The 24,250-nt window shown below is 73.8% G+C and carries 20 protein-coding genes; 9 read left to right on the top strand and 11 right to left on the bottom strand.

From position 1 onward, the window contains the following. The first annotated feature begins 3 nt into the window (after positions 1-3). The 6 genes from ACIHEJ_RS08695 to ACIHEJ_RS08670 all read left to right on the top strand — a co-directional run bounded on the left by ACIHEJ_RS08695 (position 4) and on the right by ACIHEJ_RS08670 (position 8,776). Positions 4-1,245: a hypothetical protein gene (locus ACIHEJ_RS08695; RefSeq protein WP_400133310.1), complete on the top strand. Its 1,242-nt coding sequence runs from the start codon at positions 4-6 to the stop codon at positions 1,243-1,245. Further along, positions 1,242-3,899 (top strand): GTPase-associated protein 1-related protein, encoded by a 2,658-nt coding sequence (locus ACIHEJ_RS08690; protein ID WP_400133308.1) that lies wholly within the window; start codon positions 1,242-1,244, stop codon positions 3,897-3,899. Before ACIHEJ_RS08695 ends, ACIHEJ_RS08690 begins: the two co-directional genes overlap by 4 nt. Before the next feature lie 32 nt (positions 3,900-3,931). After that, positions 3,932-5,581: a hypothetical protein gene (locus ACIHEJ_RS08685; RefSeq protein ID WP_400133306.1), complete on the top strand. Its 1,650-nt coding sequence runs from the start codon at positions 3,932-3,934 to the stop codon at positions 5,579-5,581. A 202-nt stretch (positions 5,582-5,783) separates the two neighbouring features. Continuing rightward, positions 5,784-6,452 (top strand): tellurium resistance protein, encoded by a 669-nt coding sequence (locus ACIHEJ_RS08680; RefSeq protein WP_400133994.1) that lies wholly within the window; start codon positions 5,784-5,786, stop codon positions 6,450-6,452. Continuing rightward, entirely contained in the window at positions 6,446-7,438 is a 993-nt protein-coding gene (locus tag ACIHEJ_RS08675) for a PP2C family serine/threonine-protein phosphatase (RefSeq protein ID WP_400133304.1), read from the top strand. The genes ACIHEJ_RS08680 and ACIHEJ_RS08675 overlap by 7 nt, the downstream gene beginning before the upstream one ends. Next, positions 7,439-8,776, top strand: coding sequence for a protein kinase (locus tag ACIHEJ_RS08670; RefSeq protein ID WP_400133302.1), 1,338 nt, complete (start codon positions 7,439-7,441; stop codon positions 8,774-8,776). It begins immediately after the preceding gene. A 44-nt stretch (positions 8,777-8,820) separates the two neighbouring features. Here the strand turns inward: ACIHEJ_RS08670 and ACIHEJ_RS08665 are convergent, their stop codons facing one another. The 5 genes from ACIHEJ_RS08665 to ACIHEJ_RS08645 all read right to left on the bottom strand — a co-directional run bounded on the left by ACIHEJ_RS08665 (position 8,821) and on the right by ACIHEJ_RS08645 (position 13,799). Further along, positions 8,821-9,144, bottom strand: coding sequence for a hypothetical protein (locus ACIHEJ_RS08665; protein ID WP_400133300.1), 324 nt, complete (start codon positions 9,142-9,144; stop codon positions 8,821-8,823). Positions 9,145-9,207: 63 nt separating this feature from the next. Beyond that, positions 9,208-10,653 carry a hypothetical protein gene (locus ACIHEJ_RS08660; protein WP_400133298.1) on the bottom strand — a complete coding sequence of 482 codons (1,446 nt, stop codon included), beginning with the start codon at positions 10,651-10,653 and terminating at the stop codon, positions 9,208-9,210. Between the two features lie 317 nt (positions 10,654-10,970). Further along, positions 10,971-11,630: a DsbA family protein gene (locus ACIHEJ_RS08655; protein WP_400133296.1), complete on the bottom strand. Its 660-nt coding sequence runs from the start codon at positions 11,628-11,630 to the stop codon at positions 10,971-10,973. Further along, positions 11,627-12,697 (bottom strand): sigma-70 family RNA polymerase sigma factor, encoded by a 1,071-nt coding sequence (locus ACIHEJ_RS08650; RefSeq protein ID WP_400133294.1) that lies wholly within the window; start codon positions 12,695-12,697, stop codon positions 11,627-11,629. Before ACIHEJ_RS08650 ends, ACIHEJ_RS08655 begins: the two co-directional genes overlap by 4 nt. Positions 12,698-12,782: 85 nt before the next feature. Next, positions 12,783-13,799, bottom strand: coding sequence for a ketopantoate reductase family protein (locus ACIHEJ_RS08645; protein WP_400133292.1), 1,017 nt, complete (start codon positions 13,797-13,799; stop codon positions 12,783-12,785). A gap of 63 nt (positions 13,800-13,862) precedes the next feature. On the opposite strand from ACIHEJ_RS08645, the gene ACIHEJ_RS08640 reads away from it, so the two are divergent. Next, positions 13,863-14,744, top strand: coding sequence for a transglutaminase-like domain-containing protein (locus ACIHEJ_RS08640; protein ID WP_400133290.1), 882 nt, complete (start codon positions 13,863-13,865; stop codon positions 14,742-14,744). Here the strand turns inward: ACIHEJ_RS08640 and ACIHEJ_RS08635 are convergent. Then, positions 14,710-15,261, bottom strand: a complete 552-nt coding sequence (locus ACIHEJ_RS08635; RefSeq protein ID WP_400133288.1) for a DUF1697 domain-containing protein — start codon at positions 15,259-15,261, stop codon at positions 14,710-14,712. The two genes, ACIHEJ_RS08640 and ACIHEJ_RS08635, sit on opposite strands and share 35 nt — an antisense overlap. A gap of 382 nt (positions 15,262-15,643) precedes the next feature. Here ACIHEJ_RS08635 and ACIHEJ_RS08630 point away from each other — a divergent pair, with 382 nt between their 5' ends. Next, complete coding sequence (locus ACIHEJ_RS08630; protein ID WP_400133287.1) at positions 15,644-17,893, top strand: MMPL family transporter; 2,250 nt, start codon at positions 15,644-15,646, stop codon at positions 17,891-17,893. A gap of 112 nt (positions 17,894-18,005) precedes the next feature. Here ACIHEJ_RS08630 and ACIHEJ_RS08625 read toward each other — a convergent pair whose 3' ends face one another. The 3 genes from ACIHEJ_RS08625 to ACIHEJ_RS08615 are packed head-to-tail and all read right to left on the bottom strand — an operon-like array spanning position 18,006 to position 21,024. Continuing rightward, positions 18,006-19,283 carry an ABC transporter substrate-binding protein gene (locus ACIHEJ_RS08625; RefSeq protein ID WP_400133286.1) on the bottom strand — a complete coding sequence of 426 codons (1,278 nt, stop codon included), beginning with the start codon at positions 19,281-19,283 and terminating at the stop codon, positions 18,006-18,008. Next, complete coding sequence (locus ACIHEJ_RS08620) at positions 19,283-20,116, bottom strand: carbohydrate ABC transporter permease (protein ID WP_400133284.1); 834 nt, start codon at positions 20,114-20,116, stop codon at positions 19,283-19,285. The genes ACIHEJ_RS08625 and ACIHEJ_RS08620 overlap by 1 nt, the downstream gene beginning before the upstream one ends. Beyond that, a complete protein-coding gene (locus ACIHEJ_RS08615) occupies positions 20,113-21,024 on the bottom strand; it encodes a carbohydrate ABC transporter permease (RefSeq protein ID WP_400133283.1) in 912 nt (303 codons plus the stop codon). Before ACIHEJ_RS08615 ends, ACIHEJ_RS08620 begins: the two co-directional genes overlap by 4 nt. Positions 21,025-21,173: 149 nt before the next feature. Between ACIHEJ_RS08615 and ACIHEJ_RS08610 the strand changes: the two genes are divergently transcribed. Continuing rightward, a complete protein-coding gene (locus ACIHEJ_RS08610; RefSeq protein ID WP_400133282.1) occupies positions 21,174-22,037 on the top strand; it encodes a phosphotransferase enzyme family protein in 864 nt (287 codons plus the stop codon). Between the two features lie 38 nt (positions 22,038-22,075). On the opposite strand, the gene ACIHEJ_RS08605 is transcribed toward ACIHEJ_RS08610, so the two are convergent. Continuing rightward, positions 22,076-22,801, bottom strand: coding sequence for a 3'-5' exonuclease (locus ACIHEJ_RS08605; RefSeq protein WP_400133280.1), 726 nt, complete (start codon positions 22,799-22,801; stop codon positions 22,076-22,078). 102 nt (positions 22,802-22,903) lie between these two features. Next, positions 22,904-24,142 (bottom strand): SAV2148 family HEPN domain-containing protein, encoded by a 1,239-nt coding sequence (locus ACIHEJ_RS08600; RefSeq protein ID WP_400133278.1) that lies wholly within the window; start codon positions 24,140-24,142, stop codon positions 22,904-22,906. Positions 24,143-24,250 lie beyond the last annotated feature (108 nt).

Here is a 24,250-nt window from a genome sequence, read left to right as displayed (position 1 = left end):
GCCATGACGACCGTGATCTGCCCCTACTGCTTCGCCCGCACGTCGGCGGCCAAGCTGCCCTACCGCTGTCTGATGACCCCGAGCGGGGTGCGCGGCGCAGCGCCCTGCGGGCCCGAACGCGACGACCTGTGGGCCGGGTTCATGGGCCCCGGGGTGCCGCCGGCGGCCCGGATGCGCGGCCCCGTGTTCACCCCGCGCCGCAAGCCGGTCTCCTTCGGCGGGGCCGGCAGCAGCGTGCCCTGCCCGAAGTGCGGGGTGCCGACGCCGGTGCGGGTGTGCGCGTCCTGTCACAGCGATCTGCCCAGTGACTACTGCGACCAGGACAGCCGGATCATCGCGCTGGTCGGCGCGAAGGCCTCCGGCAAGAGCACGTACGTGGCCGTGCTGCGCAACGAACTGGACCACCGGGTCGGGCAGGCCTATCACGCCTCGCTGGCCGCGATGGGGCAGAGCACCCAGACGCGGGACCGGGAGATGGCGGAGGACCTGTACGAGCGGCTGCGGCTGCCCGACGCCACCCGCCCGGCCGCGCTCGGCTTCAACGACCCGCTGCTGTACCGGCTCAGCCTGCCCAGACGGGGGCTGCTGGGCGGCTCCGGCACCCGGCACACGACGCTGGTCTTCTTCGACGCGGCCGGGGAGGATCTCGCGGGCGCGGAGGCGATGGACCGCTACACCCGCTATCTCGGTGCCGCCGACGGCATCATCCTGCTCGTCGACCCGCTCCAGCTCGGCTCGGTGCGCGACCGGTTGCCGGTGCACGACGGTCCCCCGCTGCCCGTGGTGGAGACCTCGCCCCGGCAGATCGCCGCCGACCTCGCGGCCCAGCTGCGCGCCCACGGCAAGGGCGGGGCCGGCGGCCGGGTGTCCACACCGATCGCGGTGGCCGTGACCAAGACCGACATGCTCAAGACTCTGCTCGACCCGCACTCCCCGCTGCTGCACAGCGCCCCGCACGGTGACGGCGCCTACGACACCGAGGACCGGCTCGCCGTCCACGAGGAGCTGCGGTCACTGCTGACGGACTGGGACTCCGGTGCGCTGCTGCGCCAACTGGAGCTGGACTTCGCCGAGTTGTCGCTGTTCGGGCTGTCCGCGTTGGGGGCGCCGCCGCCCGCGGACGCCCCCGCGGACGCACCGAAGTCGGGGCCGCAGCCGGTACGGGTGGAGGATCCGCTGCTGTGGCTGCTGTCCCTGCGCGGGCTGCTGCCGGTCCGCGCCACGGCGAAGGGACGTGCCCGGTGAGCCTCGCGCAACTGCACTACACCTCGGCGCCGCCCGGCCCGGACGGGTCCGGCTTCCGGTTCACCGCGGTCAGCCCGGAGGTGCCGGCCACGCTGCTGCGGGAGGCCGAACAGCTCATCGGGTACGAGCCGCCGCGCGACCTGCCGGACCGGCCGGACGCCGAGCAGCTGAAGGGCTTCCCGAAGTCCTTCTCCTTCAGTGAACTGGCCGACGGCGGGCACCTGTTGAGCCGTTCGGTGTACACGGGGGCGGACTACAGCGGGCGCTGGGGGAACTTCCACGCCCACGCGGTCCACCTGCCCGCCGGCCTGCGGCTGCCGGACGGGGCGCTGCCGATCACGGCCTGGGAGTCGGCGCGCTGGGCCGACACCACTCCCCCGGGCGGCCGGCCGGCGCCGATCGACCGGTTCGAGCCGTCGGGGCTGCTGCGCCGGGAGGGGCTGGTGGCGTTCGCCCGGTCCCGCGCGGAGCGGCTCGCCGCCTTCTTCACCGACCTGCGCACCCTGGCCGAGGGCGTCGACGCCCGGCAGATCGTGCTCGTGGAGCGGGACAGCGCCGACGTCGCCCAGTGGATCGCGCTCGCCTGCACGGTCCTGCCCCGCGAACAGGCGCACCGGCTCACCTTCACGACGTACACGCGGCGCCCGCAGCAGGCCCGGCAGCAGATCGTCGGTGCGCTGCCGTCGTCGGAGCCGGTCGGCCACGACCACCGGTTCCGGGTGCACGACTGCAGCGGCCGGCCGGCGGCGGAGCCGGTGACCGACGCGTGGGCCGAGACGTGCGCGCGCGTGTGGGCGGCCGGGCGGCCGGAGCTGTTCCGCGAGACGTCCGGCGAGCTGGGGCCGCTCGCCGTGGCCGCGCTGGCCGACGGCATCGCCCTGCGCGCGGACGCCCGCGCGGCGGCCGCCCGCTGGACCGCCGACCACGCGTCCACCCTGCCGGAGGAGACCCTGACCGCGGTGGTCGCGGAGCTGGCGCGGGAGCGGGGAGGAGACATCGCACCGTTCGGCGGGAACGGGCGGTTCGGTGAGGCCGCTCCGGCCGCCCGTCACTCCCCCACCGGTACGCCGCTCGACGAAGAACCCGCCGCGCTGGGCGCGCTGTTGACCCGGCTGGACCGGCGGGTGCCCACCGCCGTGTCGGCGCCACTCGCCGCACGGGTGCTGACCATGGCCGTGCACGGGCCGGGCCCGGTGCCGGCGCTGGGCGCGGGCTCGCTGACCCCCGGGGTGCGGACCGCCCTGGCCCGGGACCTCGCACCGGCCCTGCGGCGCGGCATCGCCGACCCGGCGGAGTCGGCGACCGGCCGGCCGCTGGCGCTGCTGCGGGTCGCCGACCTGCTCGACGTCGACTGCCAGGACGTGCTCCCGGACTTCGCGGGACGGATCGCCCGGGACCTGGTGAGCGGCGGGACGGCGCGGAGCGCGCCCGGGGACGGAGGCGAACGGCAGGCGGCGCCCACCGGTGAACCCGCGGACGCGGGCAGCCTCCCGGGCGCGCCGTCGTCGCCCCACACCGCCGGACACGGCGGCCACCGGGCACGCCAGGACGGTGAGCCCGCCTGTCCTCCCGCCCTCCTCGACGCCGTCCACGCTCATCCCGCCCTGCGGGCGGCGCTGTTCGGGGCGCTGGACGCGCTCGCGGCGGCCCATCCGCCCGGGGTCGCCGCCCAGCTCGTGGGGTCGGGCCTGCCGGTGAGCCTGGACCCCGGTGTCCCGCACCTGCGGATGTGCGTGCTGGAGGGGGCGCCGGCGCGGCCCGGTGAGGACCGGCTCGGCCGCTGTCACGCCGTGCTGCGCGCCGCCGGGGTCTCCCCGCACGCCGACCCGTCCGTCCTGCGCACGGCGTTCCACCTGGTGTGGCCCGCCGGCCCGCCCACCGGTGCGGAGGCGAGCCTGCTGCTGAACGAGCTGGGCTCGGACGCGCACCGGCTCGCCGGCACCCGGGACCTGCTGGTCGAGGCCGCGCTCGCCGCCCCGGCCGACGACCCCGACGTACCGGTGCTCGCCACCGAACTGCTGCGCTGTTTCACCACCGAGCTGCTCCCCGCGCACCGGGCGCCGCTGCTCCTGCTGGAGTTCGCGGCGCTGCTGGGGGCCGACGGCGAGGGCGAGAACTGGGTGGAGCGGGTCCGGGTGCTGCGCGACGGCGCGGTCGAGCCCGTGCCCGAGCAGGTCACCCGGCGGCTGTACGACGCCCTCGCGCGGCGGTTGCTGCTCACGCCCGCGCCGGAGAGCGAGCTGTACGCGCTGGCCCGCTCGGGTGATGCGGAGCTGCTGGCCGCGTACGAGCGGGTGGCGCGCGGGGACGAGGTGATGCAGCGGCTGCGCACGGTGCCGTCGTACGTCGCCGCCCGCTTCTGCGACTGGAGCGCCTACCCGGACACCCATGCCGCGTGGGCGGCGACCCGGACGGCCCTGCTGACGAAGGTGTTGCGGCCGGTCGTACGGGCGTTGCGCGAGGAGGACCGGACGGCGGTCGAGGAGGCGTTGCGGCGCATCGGCCGGGGCCGGCTGGACGCGTACCACGCGTGGAACCGGCCGGGCGCGTTCGGCCGGCTGGCGGGCCGGCTGACCGGGCGCGGCCGGCGCGAGGAGCGGCCCGCGACCTGGTACGGGGATGTACAGCCGCCCGTCGACGGCGGTGCGCCGTGAACGAGGCCGACGGCTTCGGGGGAGGTCCGGGGATGCAGATCGCCGTGCAGGTGGCGGAGGTCGTGTGCGTCTGGGCGGGGGTGGTCGCCGCGGCGGTGTGTCTGCTGCGGACACTGTGGGAGTTCCTCGGCCGGGGCGTGAGCGGGGTGTGGCGGAGCCTCGGGCCGTGGGAGGCGGGCCGCCCGGACCCGCGCCTGCCCGGCGCGGGCGGCCCGGAACCGGCCCAGCTCGCCTACTGGTGGCGGCAGTCGTGGGTGGACGCCGTCTCGGCCGGGCGGGACGGCATGCGGTTGTTGTGGCGGGCGTTCAGCGATCCGTGGATGGACCGGATCGTGCCGAACCTGTTCCGCGGGCGGCGTCCGGCCGGCCGGCGCGGCTCGGTGCCGTTCACCCGGCTCCTGCTGATCACCCTGATCGCGCCGGGCACGGCGGCGGGCACACTGGTCGGCGCGGTGCTGGCGACCGTGCTGCTCGGCTGGGGCCTGCTGGTCTTCGGCCTGCTGCTGGGCGTGCTGTGGCTCGGCTGGGCTGCGGGGGTGCCGGTGCTGCGCGGGGTGGAGCGCGGCTGGGCGCTGCTGCGCGGCATCCGGATCAAGTGTCCCCACCCCGGCTGTTACGCCCCTGCCCCGCTGGCCGTGCACCGCTGTCCCGACTGCCCGTCGCGGCACGCCGAGTTGCGGCCCGGGCGGTACGGCGTCCTGTGGCACGTCTGCGGCTGCGGCCGGCGGCTGCCGGCCACCCGGATCACCGGGCGCGGCAGGCTGTCCACGCTGTGTCCCGCGTGCGAGCAGGTCCTGCCCGACGCGGTGGGCACCACCCGTGTGGTGCACGCCCCGCTGGTCGGCGGAACCTCCTCGGGCAAGACGATGCTGATGGCGGCCATGGTCGAGGGGCTGCAGTCCTGGGCACGGGAGGGCGAGCTGGGGGTGACGTACGCCTCCGCCGACGACCGGCGCTCCCACACGGGGCTCAGCCGGCAGCTGACCGGTGCCGGCTGGGCGCACGCCACGACGGGCGGCCCCCCGCGCGCGCTGATGCTCACGGTGTCCCGGGGACGGCGGCGCCGGCTGCTGTACCTGTACGACCCGATGGGCGAGTCGGTGAGCGATGCCGAACGGGTGCGCGCCCAGCGTTACCTGGGGCACGCGGACGGGGTGGTGCTGGTCGCCGACGTGCTGGCCGATCCCACGGTGCGCGGCCGGCTGAGCCCGGCGGACACCGAGCGGGCGGACCGGGCGCGGCCCTCGGCGCAGGGGCCGTGGGAGACGTACCAGCGGCTGACCGGCGAGCTGGCCGCGCTGACCGGGCGGCGGCGCCGGCTGCCGGTGGCCACCGTGGTCACCAAGCGCGACGTGCTGGAGCAGCTGACCTCGCTGCCGGTCCCGGGTGCCCGGATCGACGGCTGGCTCGGCGACATCGGCCTGGGCGCGCTGGTGCGGGCCCTCGGCCATGACGTCGGGGCGGCCCGCTACTGGGCGGTCAGCGCCTACACGGCCACCGGCACCGGGCCGCTGGACAGCGAGCAGCGCCGGGCGGCCGAACCGGTGCTGTGGCTGCTCGCGGCCTCCGGGCTGCGCACCGGCCCGCTGATCCGGCAGCCCGGCGGCGCCGGGCCCGGACGGTTCCCGCGGCCCCGAAGGCGGCCGGACGGCGACAGGGAAGGCAGGTACAGCCCGGCATGAACCACGTCACCCCGCCCGTCGGCCGTGCCCGGCGGGTCATGGCGGGCCTGTTCGTCACCGCTCTGGTGCTGGCGGCGGCCGCCCTCGCGTACACGGCCCGGCTGCTGCTGGCGTGAGGGGGCCCGGCTCCCTCGAACAGACGTGAAGACAGATGTGAAGAGAAGAGAGGAACGACGGCGTGAGTGACATTCCCGGCGGGCCGATGGCCAACCGGCCGGTCCACTTCATCTGGCTGCTCGACTGCTCGTACTCGATGCAGGGCGAGAAGATCGCCAAGTTGAACTACGCGATCAGAGAGGCCGTTCCGGAGATGCGGTCGGTGGCCCACGACAACCCCGCGGCCCAGCTGCTGCTGCGCACGATCACCTTTTCCACGACCGCGCGGTGGCACCACCAGACCCCGGTCCCGGTGGACGACTTCACCTGGCAGGACGTGCAGGTCGACGGCATGACCAACCTCGGTGAGGCGCTGCACCTGGTGGCCCGGGAGCTGCAGACCCCACCGATGCCCCAGCGGGCGCTGAAGCCGGTGCTGGCGCTGGTGTCGGACGGAGGGCCCACCGACGACTGGAAGGAGGGCCTGAAGGCCGTCGACGCCACGCCGTGGGGCCGCAAGGCGGTGCGGGTGGCCATCGCGATCGGCGGGGACGCGGACCGGGACGTGCTGCAGGAGTTCCTCGGCAACCCGGAGCTGCAGCCGCTGGACGCCAACAGTCCCAAGCAGCTGGCGGCGGCGATCCGGTGGGCGTCGACCGCGGCCGTGAAGGCGGCCTCGCAGCCGGTCGCGGGCGACGGCTCCGGGGTGAACATGGCGAAGCAGCCGTTCGCGCCGCCGGTGCTGGACGACGACGATGACGACGACGTGTGGTGACGCTCGGGGTGCGACGGTGGGAGATGCTGGCCGACAGCGTCCAGGGGGTCGGCAAGCGCCACAACCAGGACTGGTACGACTGCCGGGGCACCGGGTCCGGTGAGGATCCGCTGGTCCTCGCGGTGGCGGACGGCCACGGCTCGGCGGTGCACGCGCGCAGCGGGCTGGGTGCGCGGTTCGCCGTCGACCGGTTCCTGGCACTGGCCGCCGGCTTCGGACGGGCGGCCCACGACTGCCATGAACCGGGGCGGCTGTCCCGGCTGATGACGTACGCGCGGGACGACTTCCCGCGCGCCCTGGTGCAGGAGTGGCGGCAGGCGGCCCTCGGCCACTGGGACCGCCATCCCCCGGAGGGGAAGGAGGCGCCCCGGCGGGGCGGTCAGCCGTCCTCGCAGGACAAGCTCGTGCTGTACGGCACGACGCTGATCGGCGCGGTGCTCACACCGTGGCTGTTCGTGGCCTGGCAGATCGGGGACGGGGACCTCGCGGTGGTCGAGCACGACGGCACACTGAGCCGGCCGCTCGCGCCCGCCGAGGAGGACCTGGGCGACGAGACCGAGTCGCTGTGCGGGCGGGAGGCGTGGCGGGCGATGCGGATGCACTGGGCGCCGGTGTTCGAGGAGGCCCGCGCCCCGCGCCTGGTGGTGCTGTCCACGGACGGCCTGTCGAAGAGCTTCGCGTCGGCCGACGGCTACCCGGACTTCGTGGCGGGCCTGGCCGGCCGCCTCACCGAGGCGGGCAGCACGGGCGTCCGCGAGGCCCTCCCCGAGTGGCTCGCCCAGGCCTCGCGCTACTCCGGCGACGACACGACCCTGGCGGCGGCGGTACGCCCCGAGCACGAGGGAGAGCGGACACCGACGGCTCCCGGGACCGGGCCGGAGACCGAGACGGCGGGGACGGAAGCCGAGGCGGCGGAGACGGAAGCCGAGGCGGCGGCCGAGCGGCGCAGCGACGACGTGGACAGGGAACGGAGGACGGAGACGTAGATGAGCGGCATGCTCGATGGCGGGACGCGCCTCGTGGTGGAGAGCGGTGACGAGGCCGAGATCGTCGGCTTCCTCGGCGCGGGCGGCCAGGGCGAGGTGTACCGGGTCCGCACACCGGACGGTGAGCGGGCGCTGAAGTGGTACTACCCGACCTGCGCGACCCCGGAGCAGGAGGCGGTCGTGCGGGAGCTGGTCACCCGGGACTTCGCCGACGACCGCTTCCTGTGGCCGGAGGCCTTCGTGCCGCCGTACCGCGGCTCGTTCGGGTATCTGATGGGTCTGCGCCCGGACCGCTACAAGGGGCTCCCGGCGCTGTTCCGGCGGCAGTTGCGCACCAGCCCCGGCGCGCTGCTGACGGCCTGTCTGTACACCGTGGAGGCCTACCAGGCGCTGCACTCCCGGGGCATCGCCTACCGGGACATCTCCTGGGGCAACATCTTCTTCGACCCGGACACCGGCGACGTCCTGGTCTGCGACAACGACAACGCGGTGGTGGAGGGCGACGCCAGCGGCATCTCGGGGACCATGGAGTTCATGGCTCCCGAGCTGGTGCGGGGTGACACGGGTGCCCGGCCCGGCACCCAGTCGGACCTGCATTCGCTCGCCGTCCTGCTGTTCATGTTCCTGATGAACCATCACCCGTTGAAGGGCCGGCTGGAGCTGGGCATCCACTGCCTGGACGAGGCGGCCGAGCGGAAGCTGTACGGAAAGAGCCCGCTGTTCGTGTTCGACCCGGTCGACGGCTCCAACGCGCCCGACCCGGTGGAGCACACGACCGTGCTGGCCACCTGGGGCGCGGCGCCGGGCAGGCTGCAGGAGCTGTTCCGGCGGTCGTTCACGCTCGGGCTGCGCGATCCGGCCGCCCGGGTACGGGAGTCGGAGTGGCGTGACGCCCTGCGGGCGGTGCTGGACGCGGTGGTGGAGTGCGCGTCGTGCGGGCGGCAGAACATGACCGAGCCCGGCGAGAATCCGCCGCCGCGGGGCTGCTGGGGGTGCGGGGCCCGGCTGGTGCTGCCGCCGCGGCTGACGGTGACCACTCCCCCGCCGCGCACCGAACACCACATCCGGCTGCGCCGCGCGGCCCGGGTGCAGGCCCACCATCTGCTGCCCGAGCCGACGCGGCACGACTGCTCGGACGCGGCGCTGGTGGCGGAGCTGGTCGAACACCCCAAGAAGCCGGGGCGGTTCGGCATCGCCAACCGTTCGCAGGCGACCTGGACGGGCACCCGCTCCGACGGCACCGTGCAGAAGGTCGAGCCCGGTCAGACCGTGCCGCTGCGGTCCGGTCTGGAACTGGATCTCGGAGGCGGGGTCCGGGCGGTGGTACGGGCGAAGTAGGGAGCTGAGGGGGACCGGGGCCCCGTGGCGGCGGGGCCCCGGCCTCACAGCCCCATGGCGTGCAGGAGCTGCTGGGTGAAGGTGAGGCTGGCGGTGCCGGCCGCGGCGCCGATGCTGATGGTCTCCAGCGCGGAGCGGATCCGGCCCCGGTTGGGGGGCAGCCCGTCCTCGGCGGACTCCTCCAGCGCGCCCTGGATGACCTCGCCGCGGTCGACGAGCCCCGGGTACTCGGCGCGCAGCGCCGCGGTGAGCCGGTCGGCGAGGCCCATGAGGGCCTCCAGGTCCGGCGCGTAGTGGTTGATCTGCATACGGCCGTGATCGCCGAACTGGGCGGGGCCGCTCACGTTTCCGAAGTTGTAGGTGCTCATGTCCTGTCCTTGATCGTGACGAAGGAAGCGTGGTGGATCGAAAGGGCCGTCAGCGGACGGCGCTCAGGGTCTCGGCGCGGGCGAGCCGGGCGCCGCGGGCCCCGGTCCGCCCCCCGGCGGTGCGCCGTGGGGCCCGGGCCCCTGTTGCCCGGCCACGGCGATCGAGCCCTGGTTGCCGAAGATGCTGGGACCGCTGACGTTACCGATGTTGTAGGTCTGCGTGCTGATGACCTGGAGGGCCTTGTCGTAGGAGCTGGTGTCGATGTTGTGGTCCTCGAGGAACCGTTCCGTGGCGACGAGTACGCCCTGCTGGAGCCGGAACAGGAAGTCCTGCGCGTCGGTGCGTTCGGCGTAGCCCGCCTCGTCCCACGCGCCGAGGTCCTCGCGGAGGCTGCCGGTGGCGCCGTAGTCGTACCGGACGTGCTGCTTGGTGATGCCGCGCCTGTCCCTGGCCAGCGCCCTTTCGTGGTCGCTGTGCCAGCGGTGCCGGCGCTGGATGCGGCCGAGGGCGCCGCGCAGTTCCGGGCCGGTGCGGCGGGTGGCGTACCGGATGAGGTCCCACCGGTGTTCGAAGGGGGCCACCGGGAGCCGGTCCACGCGGTAGAAACGGCCGTCCAGCGGCGGTATCGCGTAGGCGGCGACCTCCCAGGTCAGGCTGGGCGGCTGGAGGATCGCCCGCAGGTACATGGAGACGATGAGCCGTCCGCCCTCGCCGATGCGCTCCAGGCACAGGTGGGTGCGCATGCCCGCGCCGGGTGTCTGCAGGCCCGCCTGGACGAACTGCTTGGGTATCTGGGCGCGGGGCCGCCGGGTGCGGTCGGGCACCAGGTCAGGGATGAGGTGGGCGTTGCTGCCGAGGACGTAGAGCCGGTTCCTGGCCCGCAGTCCCTGCAGACCGGAGACGTTCTCCATGTGGCGTGCCACGTAGGTGTGCAGGTCGATGGCGTCGAACGGGAGCAGCGGGAGCTTTCCGCCGCCGGGGGCGTCGGCGGGCCTGCTGACGTCGATCGGCTGCCAGACCACCTCCTTGATCTTGTCGCCGCTGCCGACGAACGGCTTGGTGTAGGCGGCCGCGTCCGCGTAGGGCAGCACGTTGGCGCGTTTCAGTTCGGTCAGGGCGGCCTCGGCCTCGGGCTCCACCGGGGGTGCGGTCTTCTCCGGTCTCTCGGCGGAGAGGAACACCTCCCGTGCCGTCTTGCGTCCTCGGGCCTCCTTGTGGTGGACCAGCGCCCAGGCGACCGCGTAGGCGCCGAGTGGGCCGAAAATCGCCACCCATCCGAGTGATGCGTGTCCGTTGACCAGCCCCCAGAGGGCGAGGAGGAGCGCGAGGGGTACGACCGCTGCGAGGAGGGCGAGCCGGCGGTCGAGGGCGGCGCGGCGCCGGGTGGCCACGCGCGCGTGCCGGGCGAGTGCCACGAAGTTGATGCCGAGGCTCAGCCCGAGGGCGTCGAGCCGATCGCCGGTGAGCGCCCGGTCGACGTAGAGGGCGAAGTCGTCGTCGAGGTGCACCGAGGCACTCAGCCGCCGTGTCACTCCGTCTTTGCGGTACTGCGGCAACGACGGTAATGGCCTGCCCGTCACGTGCATCGTCCCCCTCCGACCGGTCCGCGTCCTTCACCCTAGGGACAGCCTTGCGGTTTGTCGCGGGGTTCGGTGAGCCGGGCCCTCCCGGGGCGGGACCGTGGTAATGGCCGCCGCGGTCCGGCGCTCCCCTGCGACGTCGGACCGGCGGCGGCGTCTCGTTCAGCGTCGGTCGCGGCCCGCGTGTCACAGGTGTGGCGTACGCGCGGCGGCCGAGGGGCGTTTATCGGCCAAACGGATTCCGCTCAGTCGAAGCGGAGGGATCCGGTGCGGGTGCGCTTGAGTTCGAAGACGTCGGGATGGCGGGCCATCACCCGGAAGGCGTCGAAGAGTTCGGCCGCGGCGGGGCCGCGGGGCACGGCGCGCAGCACGGGCCCGAACCACACCGCGCCGTCGACGTGCAGGGTCGGGGTGCCGACGTAGCCGCCCGACTCCGGTTCCACGCCGGCCTCGTGGCTGCGGCGGACCGCGTCGTCGTACGAGGGGTCGTGGGCGGCGGCCGACAGTTCGGCGGCGAGCCCGAGTTCGGCGAGCGACTCGCTGATCACCAGGTCGAAGTCGTCGGTACCGCGTTCGTGGATGCGGGTCCCGAACGCGGTGTAGAGGTCGCCGAGCACCTTCTCGCCGTGCCGTTCGGCGGCGGCCACGGCGACCCGCACCGGGCCGACGGACCGGTCCACCAAGTCGCGGTACCAGTCGGGCAGTTCGTTGCCGGTGTTGTGCAGGTACAGGCTCATCACCCGGAACCGGAGGTCGAGCGGGCGCAGCCGCTCGACCTCGAGCAGCCAGCGGGAGGTGATCCAGGCGAAGGGGCAGGCCGGGTCGAAGAAGAGGTCGACCCGGGTCGGCGCGTCGTCGGTACCGGCATCGGTGGCGGTGGTGGTGGCGGTGTCACGGTGGCTCATGACGGCGACGGTAGTCCGTCATTGGGTCGCACACCCGGCCCATTCACCGCCTGTTCCGTTGGCCCACTTTCGCCGCGCCGACTGTCGGTCCCACCGGCCCGCCGCCGTTCGGTCGCCCCCTCCGCGTCCCCGCCCACGACCCCGATCCCGGTCGCGCCCAGCCGTACCGGGTCCGCCGTGACGACGATCCGGGTCATCCGGCCGTCCGTGCCGAAGGTGAAGGCCAGGGCCAGGCGCAGGCGGCCGTGCTCCGTCATGACCAGGCCGATCCGGCCGTCGAGCAGGGCGAGGCCCGCCGACCGGGCGCGGGCCATGGCGGCCATGGCGCCGCGGGCGACGGGCTCGGCGCCCCGCAGGGTGATCGGCTCGGGCGTGGGCACCACGCGGGCGTCGGCGTGCAGCACCACGTCCGGGTCGAGCAGGGCGACCAGGGCCGTGAAGTCGCCGCCGCGGGTCGCGGCGAGGAACGCTTCCACGGCCGCGTGGCGGCGCCCGGCGTCGGCCGTGGGCGTGGACGGGCGGCCCCGTACGCGGCGCCGGGCGCGGGCGGCGAGCTGCCGGGTGGCGGCCGGGGTCTTCTCGATCAGCGGGGCGATCTCGTCGAAGGGCACCGCGAACATGTCGTGCAGCACGAAGGCCACCCGTTCGGCCGGGCCGAGGGTGTCGAGGACGACCAGCAGCGCGACGCCGACCTCGTCGGCCAGCAGCGCCTCCCGGACGGGGTCACCGGCCTCGTGCGGGCCCGCCGGGCCCGGTGCGTGAGCACGCTCGCGGGCACGGTCGTGGGCGTGCGCGTCGGCGCCCGCGTCGAGGAACTCCTCGCGCCGGTTGCGCCGGGCCCGCAGCAGGTTCAGACAGACCCGGGTCACGACGGTGGTCAGCCAGGCGGTGAGGTTCTCGACCGCGTCGATGTCCGCCTGCCGGGCGCGCAGCCACGCCTCCTGCAGGGCGTCGTCGGCCTCGGCGGCCGAGCCGAGCAGCCGGTGGGCGACGGCCGACAGATGCGGCCGGTCCGCCGCGAACCGTGCCGCCAGCCGCTCCCCGGCATTCTCCGCGACGTCCCCCACCGTGCCCCTCCCCACTTTCCCGCGCGCGGGTACGTACGCCCCCGCGCGCTCCCGGGAGACACGAAACGCCAGACCGGCCGGAGGATCAACTTCCGTTCCGTACCGCCTCGTCGGCCCTGCGCACCAGCTCCGCGACCGGCATCGACCCGGCGGCCCGGCGCTCCCGCGCGAACCGGCCCGCGAGCCGCTGCAGCAGTTCGTTCAGCGGGGTCGGTACGCCGTGCAGCCGGCCGAGCAGGACGATCTCGCCGTTGAGATGGTCGGCCTCGATGCTGCCGGTGCCCCGGACGAGGGACTGCCAGGAGGAGCCACCCCCGCGCGGGGCGCCGTCCAGCGGCACCAGGGTGACCTTGTCGCCGCGTGCCGCCCGCTGTTCCTCCGGGCTCGCGCAGGCGATGCCTGCCGCGGCGAGCACGGCCTCCCCCTCGGCGCGCACGCGCGCGTACAGCCCACGCGCCTCCTCGCTGTCGACGGGACCGCTCACCGCCTCCAGCGCGTTGGAGAGGTTTCCGAGCAGCTTGGCGTACTGCCAGCGGGCCACGTCGGGCACGACCGGCGCCTCGAAGTGCGCGACCCGGAGGTCGGCGGCGATCCGGTGGGCGGTGTCGTCGGTGCCGTGCGGGAGCCGGCCGAGGTGCAGGACGCCGGTGAGCGGGGTGCCGGCGGCGGAGACCACCCCGGGTTCCAGATGGGTCGAGGGCAGCCAGACGCAGACGCCGTACACGTGCCGGAAGCGGCGCAGCGCCAGGCGTCCGCCCTCGACGCCGTTCTGCAGGCAGACCAGCGGCAGGAGTTCGGCCGCCGTTCCACCGCCCGCGACCGGCACGTCCGCCCAGGCCTCCAGGGCCGGCACGGTGTCCTGGGTCTTCACGGCGAGGACGAGGACATCGTCGGCGCGCAGCTCGCCGAGCTCGGCCGGCCCGTCGACCGCGGGCAGCCGCTGCGTCAGCTCGCCCTGCGGCACCCGCAGCCGCAGTCCGTGCTCGCGCAGTGCCGCCAGATGCCTGCCGCGTGCGACGAGCACGACCTCGTGGCCGGCCTGGGCCAGCCGTCCGCCGACGGTGCCGCCGACCGCTCCCGCCCCGATGACGATGTAACGCATGGGGCAGAGCCTCGCACAGATGTGTTTGACCTTTCCCCTGGGGCAGGGAGAACCGTGCGGGGCATGGACGACTTCGACTTCTGTCTGCGGCAGACGCCGTACAGCGACCCGGGGGACCTGGACGTCGGCGCCCTGCCACGTGATCCGCGCCGGCTGGCCGCGATGGTGCGCGGGCTGATCCTGCACCGGCTGGAGGGCGAGCGCTTCGGGTACGCCGTCGCGGAGGAACGGCTGCACCACGACGCCGAGTCCCGGTACGTCACGGAGATCCTGCGCATCCTGCGCGAGCGCGGGGGCACCCCGCTCACCGAGGAACGGCCGTACGAGGAGCGGTTCGTCGGCACCTGCCGGGACTATGCGCTGCTGCTCTGCTCGCTGCTGCGGGCCACCGGCACCCCGGCGCGACTGCGCGGCGGCTACGCCCGGTACTTCGTCGACGGCTTCCACGAGGACCACTGGGTGACCGAGTACCGGCTTCCCGGCGGCACCTGGCGGCTGGCCGACGCGCAGGTCCACCACCCGTCCTACGACGTGCCGTTCGACCCGCTGGACGTGCCCCGGGACCAGTTCGTCGTCGCCGGGCAGGCATGGCGTGCCTGCCGGACCGGGCAGGCCGATCCGGAGAGTTTCGGCGTGTGGGGCGTACCGGGTCTGCGCGGCACGGGGCTCGTGCTGAACAGCGTCGTGCTGGACCTGGCCGCGCTGAACGGCACCGAGCCGCTGCCCTGGGACGGCTGGGGCATGGCGGGAGAGCAGGAGTTCGGCACGCTCACCGAGGACGACCTCGCGCTGATCGACGCGGTGGCCGCCGCCGGTCCGGCGGCGGAGCTGCGACGCCTGCACGCGGACCCGCGGCTCGCGGTGCCCCGCGAGATCCTGTCCCGGGCCCCCTTCCTCGGCCCGCGGACCGTCAGGCTTCCGGTGCCGTCAGCTCGACCAGCTTGACCACGGTGTTCCAGTTCCGGCTGGTCGCGATCACGCCCCTGGTGCTCGACGGCCGGGACAGCGCCTCGGCCAGCTTGGACCGGCCGACGCCGTCCGGGGCGTACAGGTACAGGCAGCGGTCGCCCAGCCGGAACTCCTCCGGGAGGTGGGCGGCCTGGTCGATCGCCGCGAAGCGGTCCTCGGTGACGGGCGCGGAGAAGTAGGTGACGTGCAGCTGTCTGGCCTCCAGGCCGGCGGCCGGGAACGGGCAGTTGTCGGCGACCGCCTTCAGATAGGTGTGGTCGCGCACGATCACGTCGACCGGGAAACCGAACCGCTCCTCGACGGCCCGGCTCAGCTCCGCCCCCAGCGACTCCTCGTCGCCGCGTTCGGTGGCGAAGACGGCCTGGCCGCTCTGCAGATGGGTGCGTACGCCGGTGTGTCCGAGTCCGCTCAGCAGGGTGCGCAGCTCGGCCATGGGGAGCTTTCTGCTGCCGCCGACGTTGATTCCGCGCAGCAGCGCCGCATAGGTCGTCATCCGGCCAGCCTAGAACGGCCGTCGTGCCCCGTGGGGGCGGGCACGACGGCCGTGCGCCCGGCGTGCGCCGGGTTGCGCGAAACTCTGGCGGATCAGCGGGTACGGATCAACTCCTACACGCAGCTGTGACTTGTTCAACAAGGTTTCGTAATCACAAAGTGGATCTCTGTCGGCGGATCGGACAGCCACCGGCATCCCTGAGAGGCGTCCCGGAGAACGACCGATAGATGTAAGGGCCCGCCGTCCTCCTGAGCGATGAGCCCGCCGCCCCGTACTTCACCGGGCAGCACGACGAGACGGCCCGGTACGGCCCATACCGTCGATCCGGAGCACGGAGGTGGCGGCAGGGGGCCGCCACCGCACACGAGGGGGAAGGCCCGTCATGGGGAACAGGGACGCGCGGGTACGGGGGCTGGCGGCCCGGGCCGGCGGCTGGAGCGCCCGGCACCGCTGGGCGGCCGTCGGCATATGGGTGTTGTTCGTCGTCCTGGCGATGGGACTGGGCTCGGCGGCGGGCCGGGTCGACGTGGACGAGGGCGACCAGCTCAAGGGCGAGACCCACACCGCCGCACGGATCATCGCCGACGCGGGGATCAAGGAGCCGGCCGGGGAGAGCGTCCTGATCCAGGCCGAGTCAGGGTCGGTGACCGCGACTTCGGCCGAGTTCCGGGCCGCCGTCGCCGACGTGATGAAGGCCGTCGGGGGGACCGGGAAGGTCACGGCCGTGACCTCGCCGTACGACACGCACACCGTCTCCCGGGACGGCCGCAGCGCGCTGGTGCGGTTCGACATGCGCGGGGACGCCGAGACGGCCGTCGACCGGGTCGAGCCGGTGCTGCACGCCGTCGCCGGGGTGCAGAAGGCGCATGGCTCCCTGCGGATCGAGGAGATCGGCGGCGCCAGCATGCAGAAGCAGTACAAGGACGCCTTCGGCAACGACTTCCAGCAGGCCGAGTACTCCGCGGTGCCGGTGGCGTTCGGCATCCTGCTGATCGCGTTCGGCGCGCTGGTGGCCGCGCTGCTGCCGGTGGCGCTGGCGATCACCGCGATCATGGCGACGATGGGGCTGATGGGCCTGGTCAGCCATCTGCAGCCGATGAGCGACACCGCCAACTCCGTGATGCTGCTGGTCGGTATGGCCGTCGGGGTCGACTACTGCCTGTTCTACCTGCGCCGCGAGCGTGAGGAGCGGGCCGCCGGCCGGGACGCGGGCACCGCGCTGCGGATCGCCGCCGCCACCAGTGGCCGGGCCGTCATCGTCTCCGGGGTCACGGTGTGCGTGGCGATGGCGGGCATGCTGTTCACCGGGCTCGCCGAGTTCGAGGCGATGGGCCTGGCCTCGCTGATGGTGGTCGCCGTCGCCATGGTCGGCTCGGTGACCGTCCTGCCCGCGCTGCTGTCGCTGCTCGGCGAGCGGGTCGAGAAGGGCCGGATCCCGTTCCTGAGCCGCCGGCGCGGGAAGCGGTCCGCGAACGAGGGCAGCCGGTTCTGGACGGCCGTGCTGCGGGGCGTGCTGGCCCGGCCGCTGATCTCCGTCCTCGTGGCGGCCGGCGCGCTGCTGGCGATCGCCGCCCCCGCGCTGGGCATGAAGACCCAGCAGCTCACCCTGGACCAGGAGTTCGGCTCGTCGCTGCCGATCGTGCAGACGTACGACCGTGTCAACGACGCCTTCCCCGGCGGCAGCGAGCCGGCCGAGGTCGTCGTCCGGGCCAAGGACATCGACGCGCCCGACGTACGCCAGGCGCTGGCCGAGTTCAAGAAGCAGGCGATCGCCTCGGGTGCCTCGCGCGGCCCGGTCGACATCCGGCTGCACGAGGCGCAGAACGTCGCCCTGGTCTCCGTGCCGCTGGTCGGCGGCTCCGACATGGACCGGGCGGTGAAGAGCCTGGACAAGCTGCGCGACGAGGTCCGGCCCGCCACGCTCGGCAAGGTCGACGGCGTGCAGGCGCCGATCACCGGACAGGTGGCCGGCAACCAGGACTTCAACGACCAGCTGCTCGGCTCCGTCGTCCCGGTCTTCGCGTTCGTGGTCGTCTTCGCCTTCCTGCTGATGCTGCTGTCGTTCCGCTCGCTGACCGTCGCGATCACGTCGATCGTGCTCAACCTGTTGTCGGTGGCCGCCGCCTACGGTGTCCTCGTCGCCGTCTTCCAGCACGGCTGGGGTGCCTCGCTGGTGGGCGCGGAGGGGGTCGGCGCGATCGTGACCTGGCTGCCGCTGTTCCTCTTCGTCATCCTGTTCGGGCTGTCGATGGACTACCACGTGTTCGTCGTCTCCCGGATCCGTGAGGCCCGGCTGCGCGGCCGGGACACCAAGGACGCGATCCGGCACGGCGTGGTCACCACGGCCGGCGTCGTCACCAGCGCCGCGGTCATCATGGTCGCCGTCTTCGCGATCTTCGGCACGTTGTCGATGCAGTCCATGAAGCAGATGGGTGTGGGCCTGGCCGCGGCGGTCCTCATCGACGCGACGGTCATCCGCGGGGTGCTGCTGCCGGCGGTGATGGCGCTGCTCGGCGAACGCAACTGGTACCTGCCGAAGTGGCTGCACCGCCTGCCCGACCTCACCCACGACGAGGCCCCGGCGCCGGCCGTGGCTCCGGCCCGCGGGCCGGAGGAGCGGCTGCCGGTCTGATCCCGCCCCCTGTCCCGCGAGGGCCCGCCGTCTCCCCCGGGAGCCGGCGGGCCCTCGCGGCTCGACCGGGCGGCGTGGTCCGGGCGACCAGCCGCCTCCCGGCGGCCCGGACTCAGCGCTGGTACCGGGCCAGGACCAGGTTGCCGTCCTTCTCCAGGCGTCTGCGCAGGGTGTCGAGGCCGATGGCGCCGCTGTAGTACTCCTGCAAGGCGGGGGTGGCCACCTTGTCCTTCCATTCCGGGTAGCCGCGGACGGACTGGGCGGGTGCCGGGCGCAGGTGGGCCGCGAGGGCGGTGCCGGTGGCCCAGCCGTACCGGGCGGTGTGCAGGGCGGGGTCCTTCAGGGCCTGGGTGCCGGTGGGCAGCATCCAGTCGCCGAGGGCGAGGCGGACCATGTTCTTCGGGCGCAGCAGGAAGTCGATGAACGCGGCGGCTTCCTTCTTGTGCGGGCAGTCCGCGGAGACGGACAGGGTCTGCGGGCTGACGCCCTGGCTGAGCCCGTCGGCGCCCACCGGGGCGGGCAGCACCTTCCAGTGGAAGCCCTTCGGGGCCTGCTGCACGATCTGCTGGCGGTAGGAGAAGCCCAGCGGCACCATCGCGTACCGCCCCCCGAAGAGGCCGGGCAGCGTGTCCGAGCCGCCGCTGCCCAGGGTCGCGGCGGGGGCGCTGTGGTCGGTGGCGACCTGGTCGTGCACGGTGCGGGGCATCACCGCGTCGGCCGCGGTGAAGCGCACGGCCACTCGGCCGTCGGCGTCCCGGTGGAAGAGCTGTCCGCCCGTGGAGAGGGAGAGGTTGAGCGTGGCGGAGACGGGCTCCTTCAGCGGCCAGGCCACCCCGTACCTCCCGGGCCCGCTGAGCTTCTTGGTGACCTGCCGGAACTCCGCCCAGCTCCAGGGGTGTGCCGGCGTGGGGATGCGGACGTCGGCGCCGCGCAGCCGGTCGGCGTCGGCGATGAGCACCCGGGGTTCCTGGAGGAAGGGCACGCCGTAGACGCCGTGCCCGAAGGTGGCGGTGTCCCAGCTGCTGCGCGGGATGCCGGCCTCGAGGCGCGCGGGCAGCAGGCCGGTCAGGTCGGCGAGGTAGCCGCCGTAGGCGAAGTCCGCGAGGTCGTCGGAGGCGTCGTGGATGACGTCCGGGGCCTCGCCGCCCTCGAAGGAGGTGAGCAACTGGTCGTGCACACCGTCCCAACTGCCCTGGACGTACTCGACCTTGACGCCTGGATGGGTGGCGTTCCACTCCTGCACCAGCGCCTTGTTCGCGGCGACGGACTCCTGCTGCCAGGCGAGGGACTGGAAGCGCAGGGTGATGGGGCCGCCCGCGCGGTGGCTCGGCGCGGAGCAGCCGGCGAGGAGCAGCAGGAGCACCACGAGTGCCTTCACGGAGGTCCGCATCAGCTCTTCACCGCCCCGGCGAGCAGGCCGCCCGTGATCCTTCGCTGGACGAGTGCGAAGACGGCCAGGGAGGGCAGCGTGGCGAGGAAGGCCGCGGCGGCCAGCGGGCCGAGGTCGGCCACGCCCTCGGCGCCGATGAAATGGGTGAGGACCACCGGGAGGGTCTGCTTCGTGGGGCTCTTGAGCAGCACCAGCGCGAAGAAGAACTCGTTCCAGGCGGTGACGAAGGCGAACAGTGCCGTGGCCGCGATCCCCGGCGCGAGCAGCGGCGCCGTCACCGACACCAGGGTCCGCAGCCGCCCGGCACCGTCGACGGCCGCCGCCTCCTCCAGTTCGACGGGCACCGCCCGGACGTGCCCGGCGAGCATCCACAGCGCGAACGGCAGCGACCACACCACGTACACCACCCCCAGTCCGGCCAGGGAGTCGATCAGCCGCAGGTGCTTCAGCACCAGGAACAGCGGGATGATCACCAGCACGAAGGGGAAGGCCTGGCTGACCACGACCCAGCCCGTCGCGGCCCGGGCGAGCCGGGTGCGGTGCCGGACCATGACGTACGCCATCGGGGTCGCGATCAGTACGGCCACGACGGCGGTCCCGGCCGCCACCAGCAGGGAGTTGAGGGCCGCGTGTGCCAGCGGCTGCTCCTGGAAGGCCTGCCGGACACCGGCGAGGGTGGGGTGGCGGGGGATCCAGGTCGGGTGGAGGCTGCCCAGCTCGCGCGGTGCTTTGAGCGCGGTGGACAGCAGCCACAGCAGCGGGAAGGCCAGGAAGACCAGATAGCCGAGCAGGGCGGCGTACTGTCCGGCGCGTGCCGCACGGCGGGCCCTCATGCGTCCTCACCCCCGCGCAGCCGGCCGGCCAGGAACAGCGCGAGCAGGATCGAGACGACCGCCACCAGCACGCATCCCATCGCCGCCGCGTAGCCGAACTGGCCGTAGCGGAAGGCCTCCTCGTAGGCGAAGAGCATCGGCAGCCGGGTCTTTCCGCCGGGGCCGCCGCTCGTCAGCACGTACACCAGGGCGAAGGAGTTGACGTTCCAGATCAGGTTGAGCGCCGTGATGGCGAGGGCCACCGGTCTGAGGGCCGGCCAGGTGACGGTGCGGAAGCGGCGCCAGGCGCCCGCGCCGTCCACGGCCGCCGCCTCGTGGAGTTCGCGCGGGACGTTCTGCAGTCCGGCGAGCAGGGCGACCGTGGACTGCGGCAGGCCCGCCCAGACGCCGACGACGATCACGGCGGGCAGCGCGGTGGCCAGGCCGCTCAGCCAGTCCCGGCCGTCGCCGAGACCGAGGTCGCGCAGGGTCTCGTTGAGCACGCCCGCGTCCGGGTTGTAGACCAGCCGCCACATGATGCCGACGACGACCTCGGGCATCGCCCAGGGCACGATCACGAGAGCCCGGGCTGTCCCACGCAGCCGTAGCGGCTGGTCGAGCAGGAGGGCGAGGCCGAGGGCCAGCAGGAACTGGGGCACCGTGACGCCGGCCGCCCAGACCAGTCCGATCCGGAAGGACTCCCAGAAGAGCGTGTCGTGCAGCAGGTCGCGGAAGTTCAGGCCGCCGATCCACCGCGTGGCCTGGGTACGGCCGGACTGCGCGTCGGTGAAGGCGAGCAGGAGGCCGTAGAGCAGGGGGCCCACGCTCAGGACGAGGATCGGGATCAGGGCGGGCAGGACCAGGAACCACGTGCCGCGATCGGCGACACGGCGACCGGCCGGCCGCCGCACTTCGGCCACTGCTGTCACGGAATCAGCCCCTTTGCCACTCCGATTGGCGTGTTCATGTTCGTGAAGGGCCGATGCCCCGTCAAGGGGCCGTGCACGCCCTCCTACCTGTGCGAATGCGAGACTGGCCCGAGGACCGGCAGAGTGCGGACGGCACGAAAGGCGCGACGATGGACGAGGCACGGGCACGGGACGTACTGGCCACCGCGGGGGTGCTGCCGGGCGCGGCCGGGGACGCACGGCTCCTCGCCCTCGGCGAGAACGCGGTGTTCGCCGCCGGTGACCTCGTGGTGAAGGTGGGCCGGGACGCGGAGTTGCTGGACCGGGCCCGGCGCGAGCTGGACATCGCCGGCTGGCTGGCCGGGGCGGGCGTGCCGGCGGTGCGGGCGGCCGAACCGGAGGCGCGGCTGGTGGAGGGGCATCCGGTGACCGTGTGGCACCGGTTGCCGGATCCCGTACGGGCCGCCGAGCCGCGGGACCTGGCGCAGCTGCTGCGCGTCGTACACGCACTTCCCTCTCCTCCTTTCGCGTTGCCGCCCCGCGAGCTGCTGGGCGGTGTGGAGCGCTGGCTGCGGCTCGCGGGCGACGCCGTCGATCCCGCGGACGCGGCATATCTGCGGGAGCGCCGGGACGGCTTCGCCGCGGCCGCGGCGGCGCTGACTCCCCGTCTGACGCCGGGGCCGATCCACGGCGACGCGCTGCCCCGCAATGTGCACGTCGGGCCGGACGGACCGGTGCTGGTCGATCTGGAAACCTTCTCCGCCGACCTGCGCGAGCACGACCTGGTGGTCATGGCCCTCTCCCGCGACCGGTACGGGCTGCCGGCCGAGGCGTACGGCTCCTTCACCGCGGCCTACGGCTGGGACGTGCGGGAGTGGGAGGGCTGTTCGGTGCTCCGGGGTGCCCGCGAGACGGCGAGCTGCGCCTGGGTGGCCCAGCATGCGCCGAGCAATCCGAAGGCCCTGGCCGAGTTCCGGCGGCGCGTGGCGTCGCTGCGGGACAGGGACGAGACGGTGCGCTGGTATCCGTTCTGAGAGTGCCGCGCGCTGCGGTGTCCGCCGGCGTGGCACCCCTACACGGGCCGGCTCTCCGCCAACTCCCGCAGCGGCCAGGCGCCGTCGACCACCGCGTCCGCCTCCCCCTTGCGCCGCAGGAATCTCTGGAAGTCCGCCGCCCAGTCCGCGTACCACCGGATCTGGCGCTCGTGGAGTTCCGCGGGGCCGAGTGCGGCGATCTTGGGGTGCCGTTCGGCTATCGCGGAGGCGAGCCGCGCCGCGGCGAGGGCGTCGGCCGAGGCTTCGTGAGCCGCGTCGAGGACTATGCCGTACTCGGCGCAGACCGCCTCCAGGTTCCGCTTGCCGCGGCGGTAGCGGTCGACCCAGCGGTCGATGGTGTAGGGGTCGACGACCGGGGCGGGGGCGAGGCCACCGAGCCGGTCGGAGAGGGACGGCAGGCCGTGCCGGCGCAGCTCGGCGGAGAGCAGGGTGAGGTCGAAGGCCGCGTTGTAGGCGACGACCGGGACGCCCGTCTTCCAGTACCCCACCAGGACGTCGGCGATGGAGTCGGCCACCCGGTCGGCCGGTCGGCCCTCGGCCGCCGCCCGCTCGGTGCTGATGCCGTGCACGGCGACCGCGTCGGCCGGGATCTCCACGCCCGGATCGGCCAGCCACTCCCGGTGTCCCATGGGCTCACCGGCCCTGACCTCGATCACGGCGCCCGTGACGATGCGCGCCTCGCGCGGATCGGTCCCGGTCGTCTCCAGGTCGAAGCCGATCAGCAGCTCCCGGTGCCAGCCCATGGGCGGCCCCCCTTCTTGGTGGTGCTTTCCCCCAGTGGCCTCCACCATCGCACGCGGCACTGACAATCCGAGGGCCGCGCTCCGCCTGCCCTCCCGGACAGGTCAGGACACCGGGCGCGAATCCGCCCAAGTCAGCTCGAATTCCTCGCGATACGTGGGGAAGAGTCCGACTTCACCCACATCATCCGACTTCACCAGCCGGCTGCCGTTGCGCAGCACCAGCACCGGCGACTCCATCCCGCGCGCCCCGCGCAGATAGGACTGCACCACGGCGACGCCGTCGGCGCCGTCGCCGTCCACCAGATAGGCGGAGAAGCGGGGCGTCTCGTCGTACACCTGGATCTCGAAGGCGCCCGGGTCGCGCAGCCGGGACCGCACCCGGCGCATGTGCAGGATGTTCATCTCCACCGAGCGGCTCAGCTCGCCCCGTTTCATCCCCAGTTCGCGTTCGCGGCGCTTGACCGAGCTGGAGGCCGGGTTGAGGAAGAGCAGCCGCACCCGGCAGCCGGACTCGGCGAGCCGGACCAGGCGGCGGCCGGAGAAGTTCTGCACCAGCAGGTTGAGGCCGATGCCGATCGCGTCGAGGCGGCGGGCACCGCCGAAGATGTCCTCGGCCGGGAACTGGCGCATCAGGCGCACCCGGTCGGAGTGGACGGCGACCACGTCCGCGTACCGGTCGCCGACCAGGTCCTCGACCGCGTCGACGGGCAGCCGCCGCGCGGAGGGCACGTCACCCCCCGCCCCCAGCATCTCGAGGAGGCGGGCCGAGGCGCGCTCGGCCTGGCTCAGGACCGCCCCGGACAGCGCCCGGTTGCGGGAGACGACATTGCGGGTCACCTCCAGCTCGTCCAGGGCGAGTTCGAGGTCACGGCGCTCGTCGAAGTACGGCTCGAAGCACGGCCAGTGCTGCACCACCAGCTCACGGAGCTGGGGCAGGGTGAGGAAGCTGAGCACGTTGTCGTCGGCCGGGTCGAGCAAGTAGCCCTTGCGACGGCTGACTTCGCGGACGGCGACCGCGCGCTGCACCCACTCCTGGCCTGCCGGGCCGGCCGCGGCGACCACCCAGTCGTCGCCGTGGACGGGTTCGTAGATGGGCCGCAGCACGGCGGCCACGACGGCGCGCAGCCGCTGTTCGACGAGGTTCAGCCAGATGTAGGCCCGGCCGGCCCGCTGGGCGCGGGTGCGCACCTCGCGCCAGGCATCGGCGTCCCAGTCCAGCTCCGGCCCGATGGACCCCGCGTCCATCGGCCGGGCCAGGGACACCGCGCCGGGCGGGACGTCTGCGGAGCTCCCCTCGTGACCCTCGTCACCAGGGGGCAGCTCCAGCCCTCCCGAGCCCACCCGTGCACCGCCTTCCGCTCCCCCGGGCCTTTCCCGTCTCAACGATCAAGGAAGGGTACTCCGCGAGCGGTCGGCGGTGCAGCCGGATGGACAGGTCGGTTTCTCAGC

It is taken from the genome of Streptomyces sp. NPDC052301, from assembly GCF_044593395.1.
In the GTDB taxonomy this organism is placed as follows: domain Bacteria; phylum Actinomycetota; class Actinomycetes; order Streptomycetales; family Streptomycetaceae; genus Streptomyces.
Note: the sequence above shows the minus strand (reverse complement) of the source record. Positions and strands in the feature narration are given on the sequence as shown.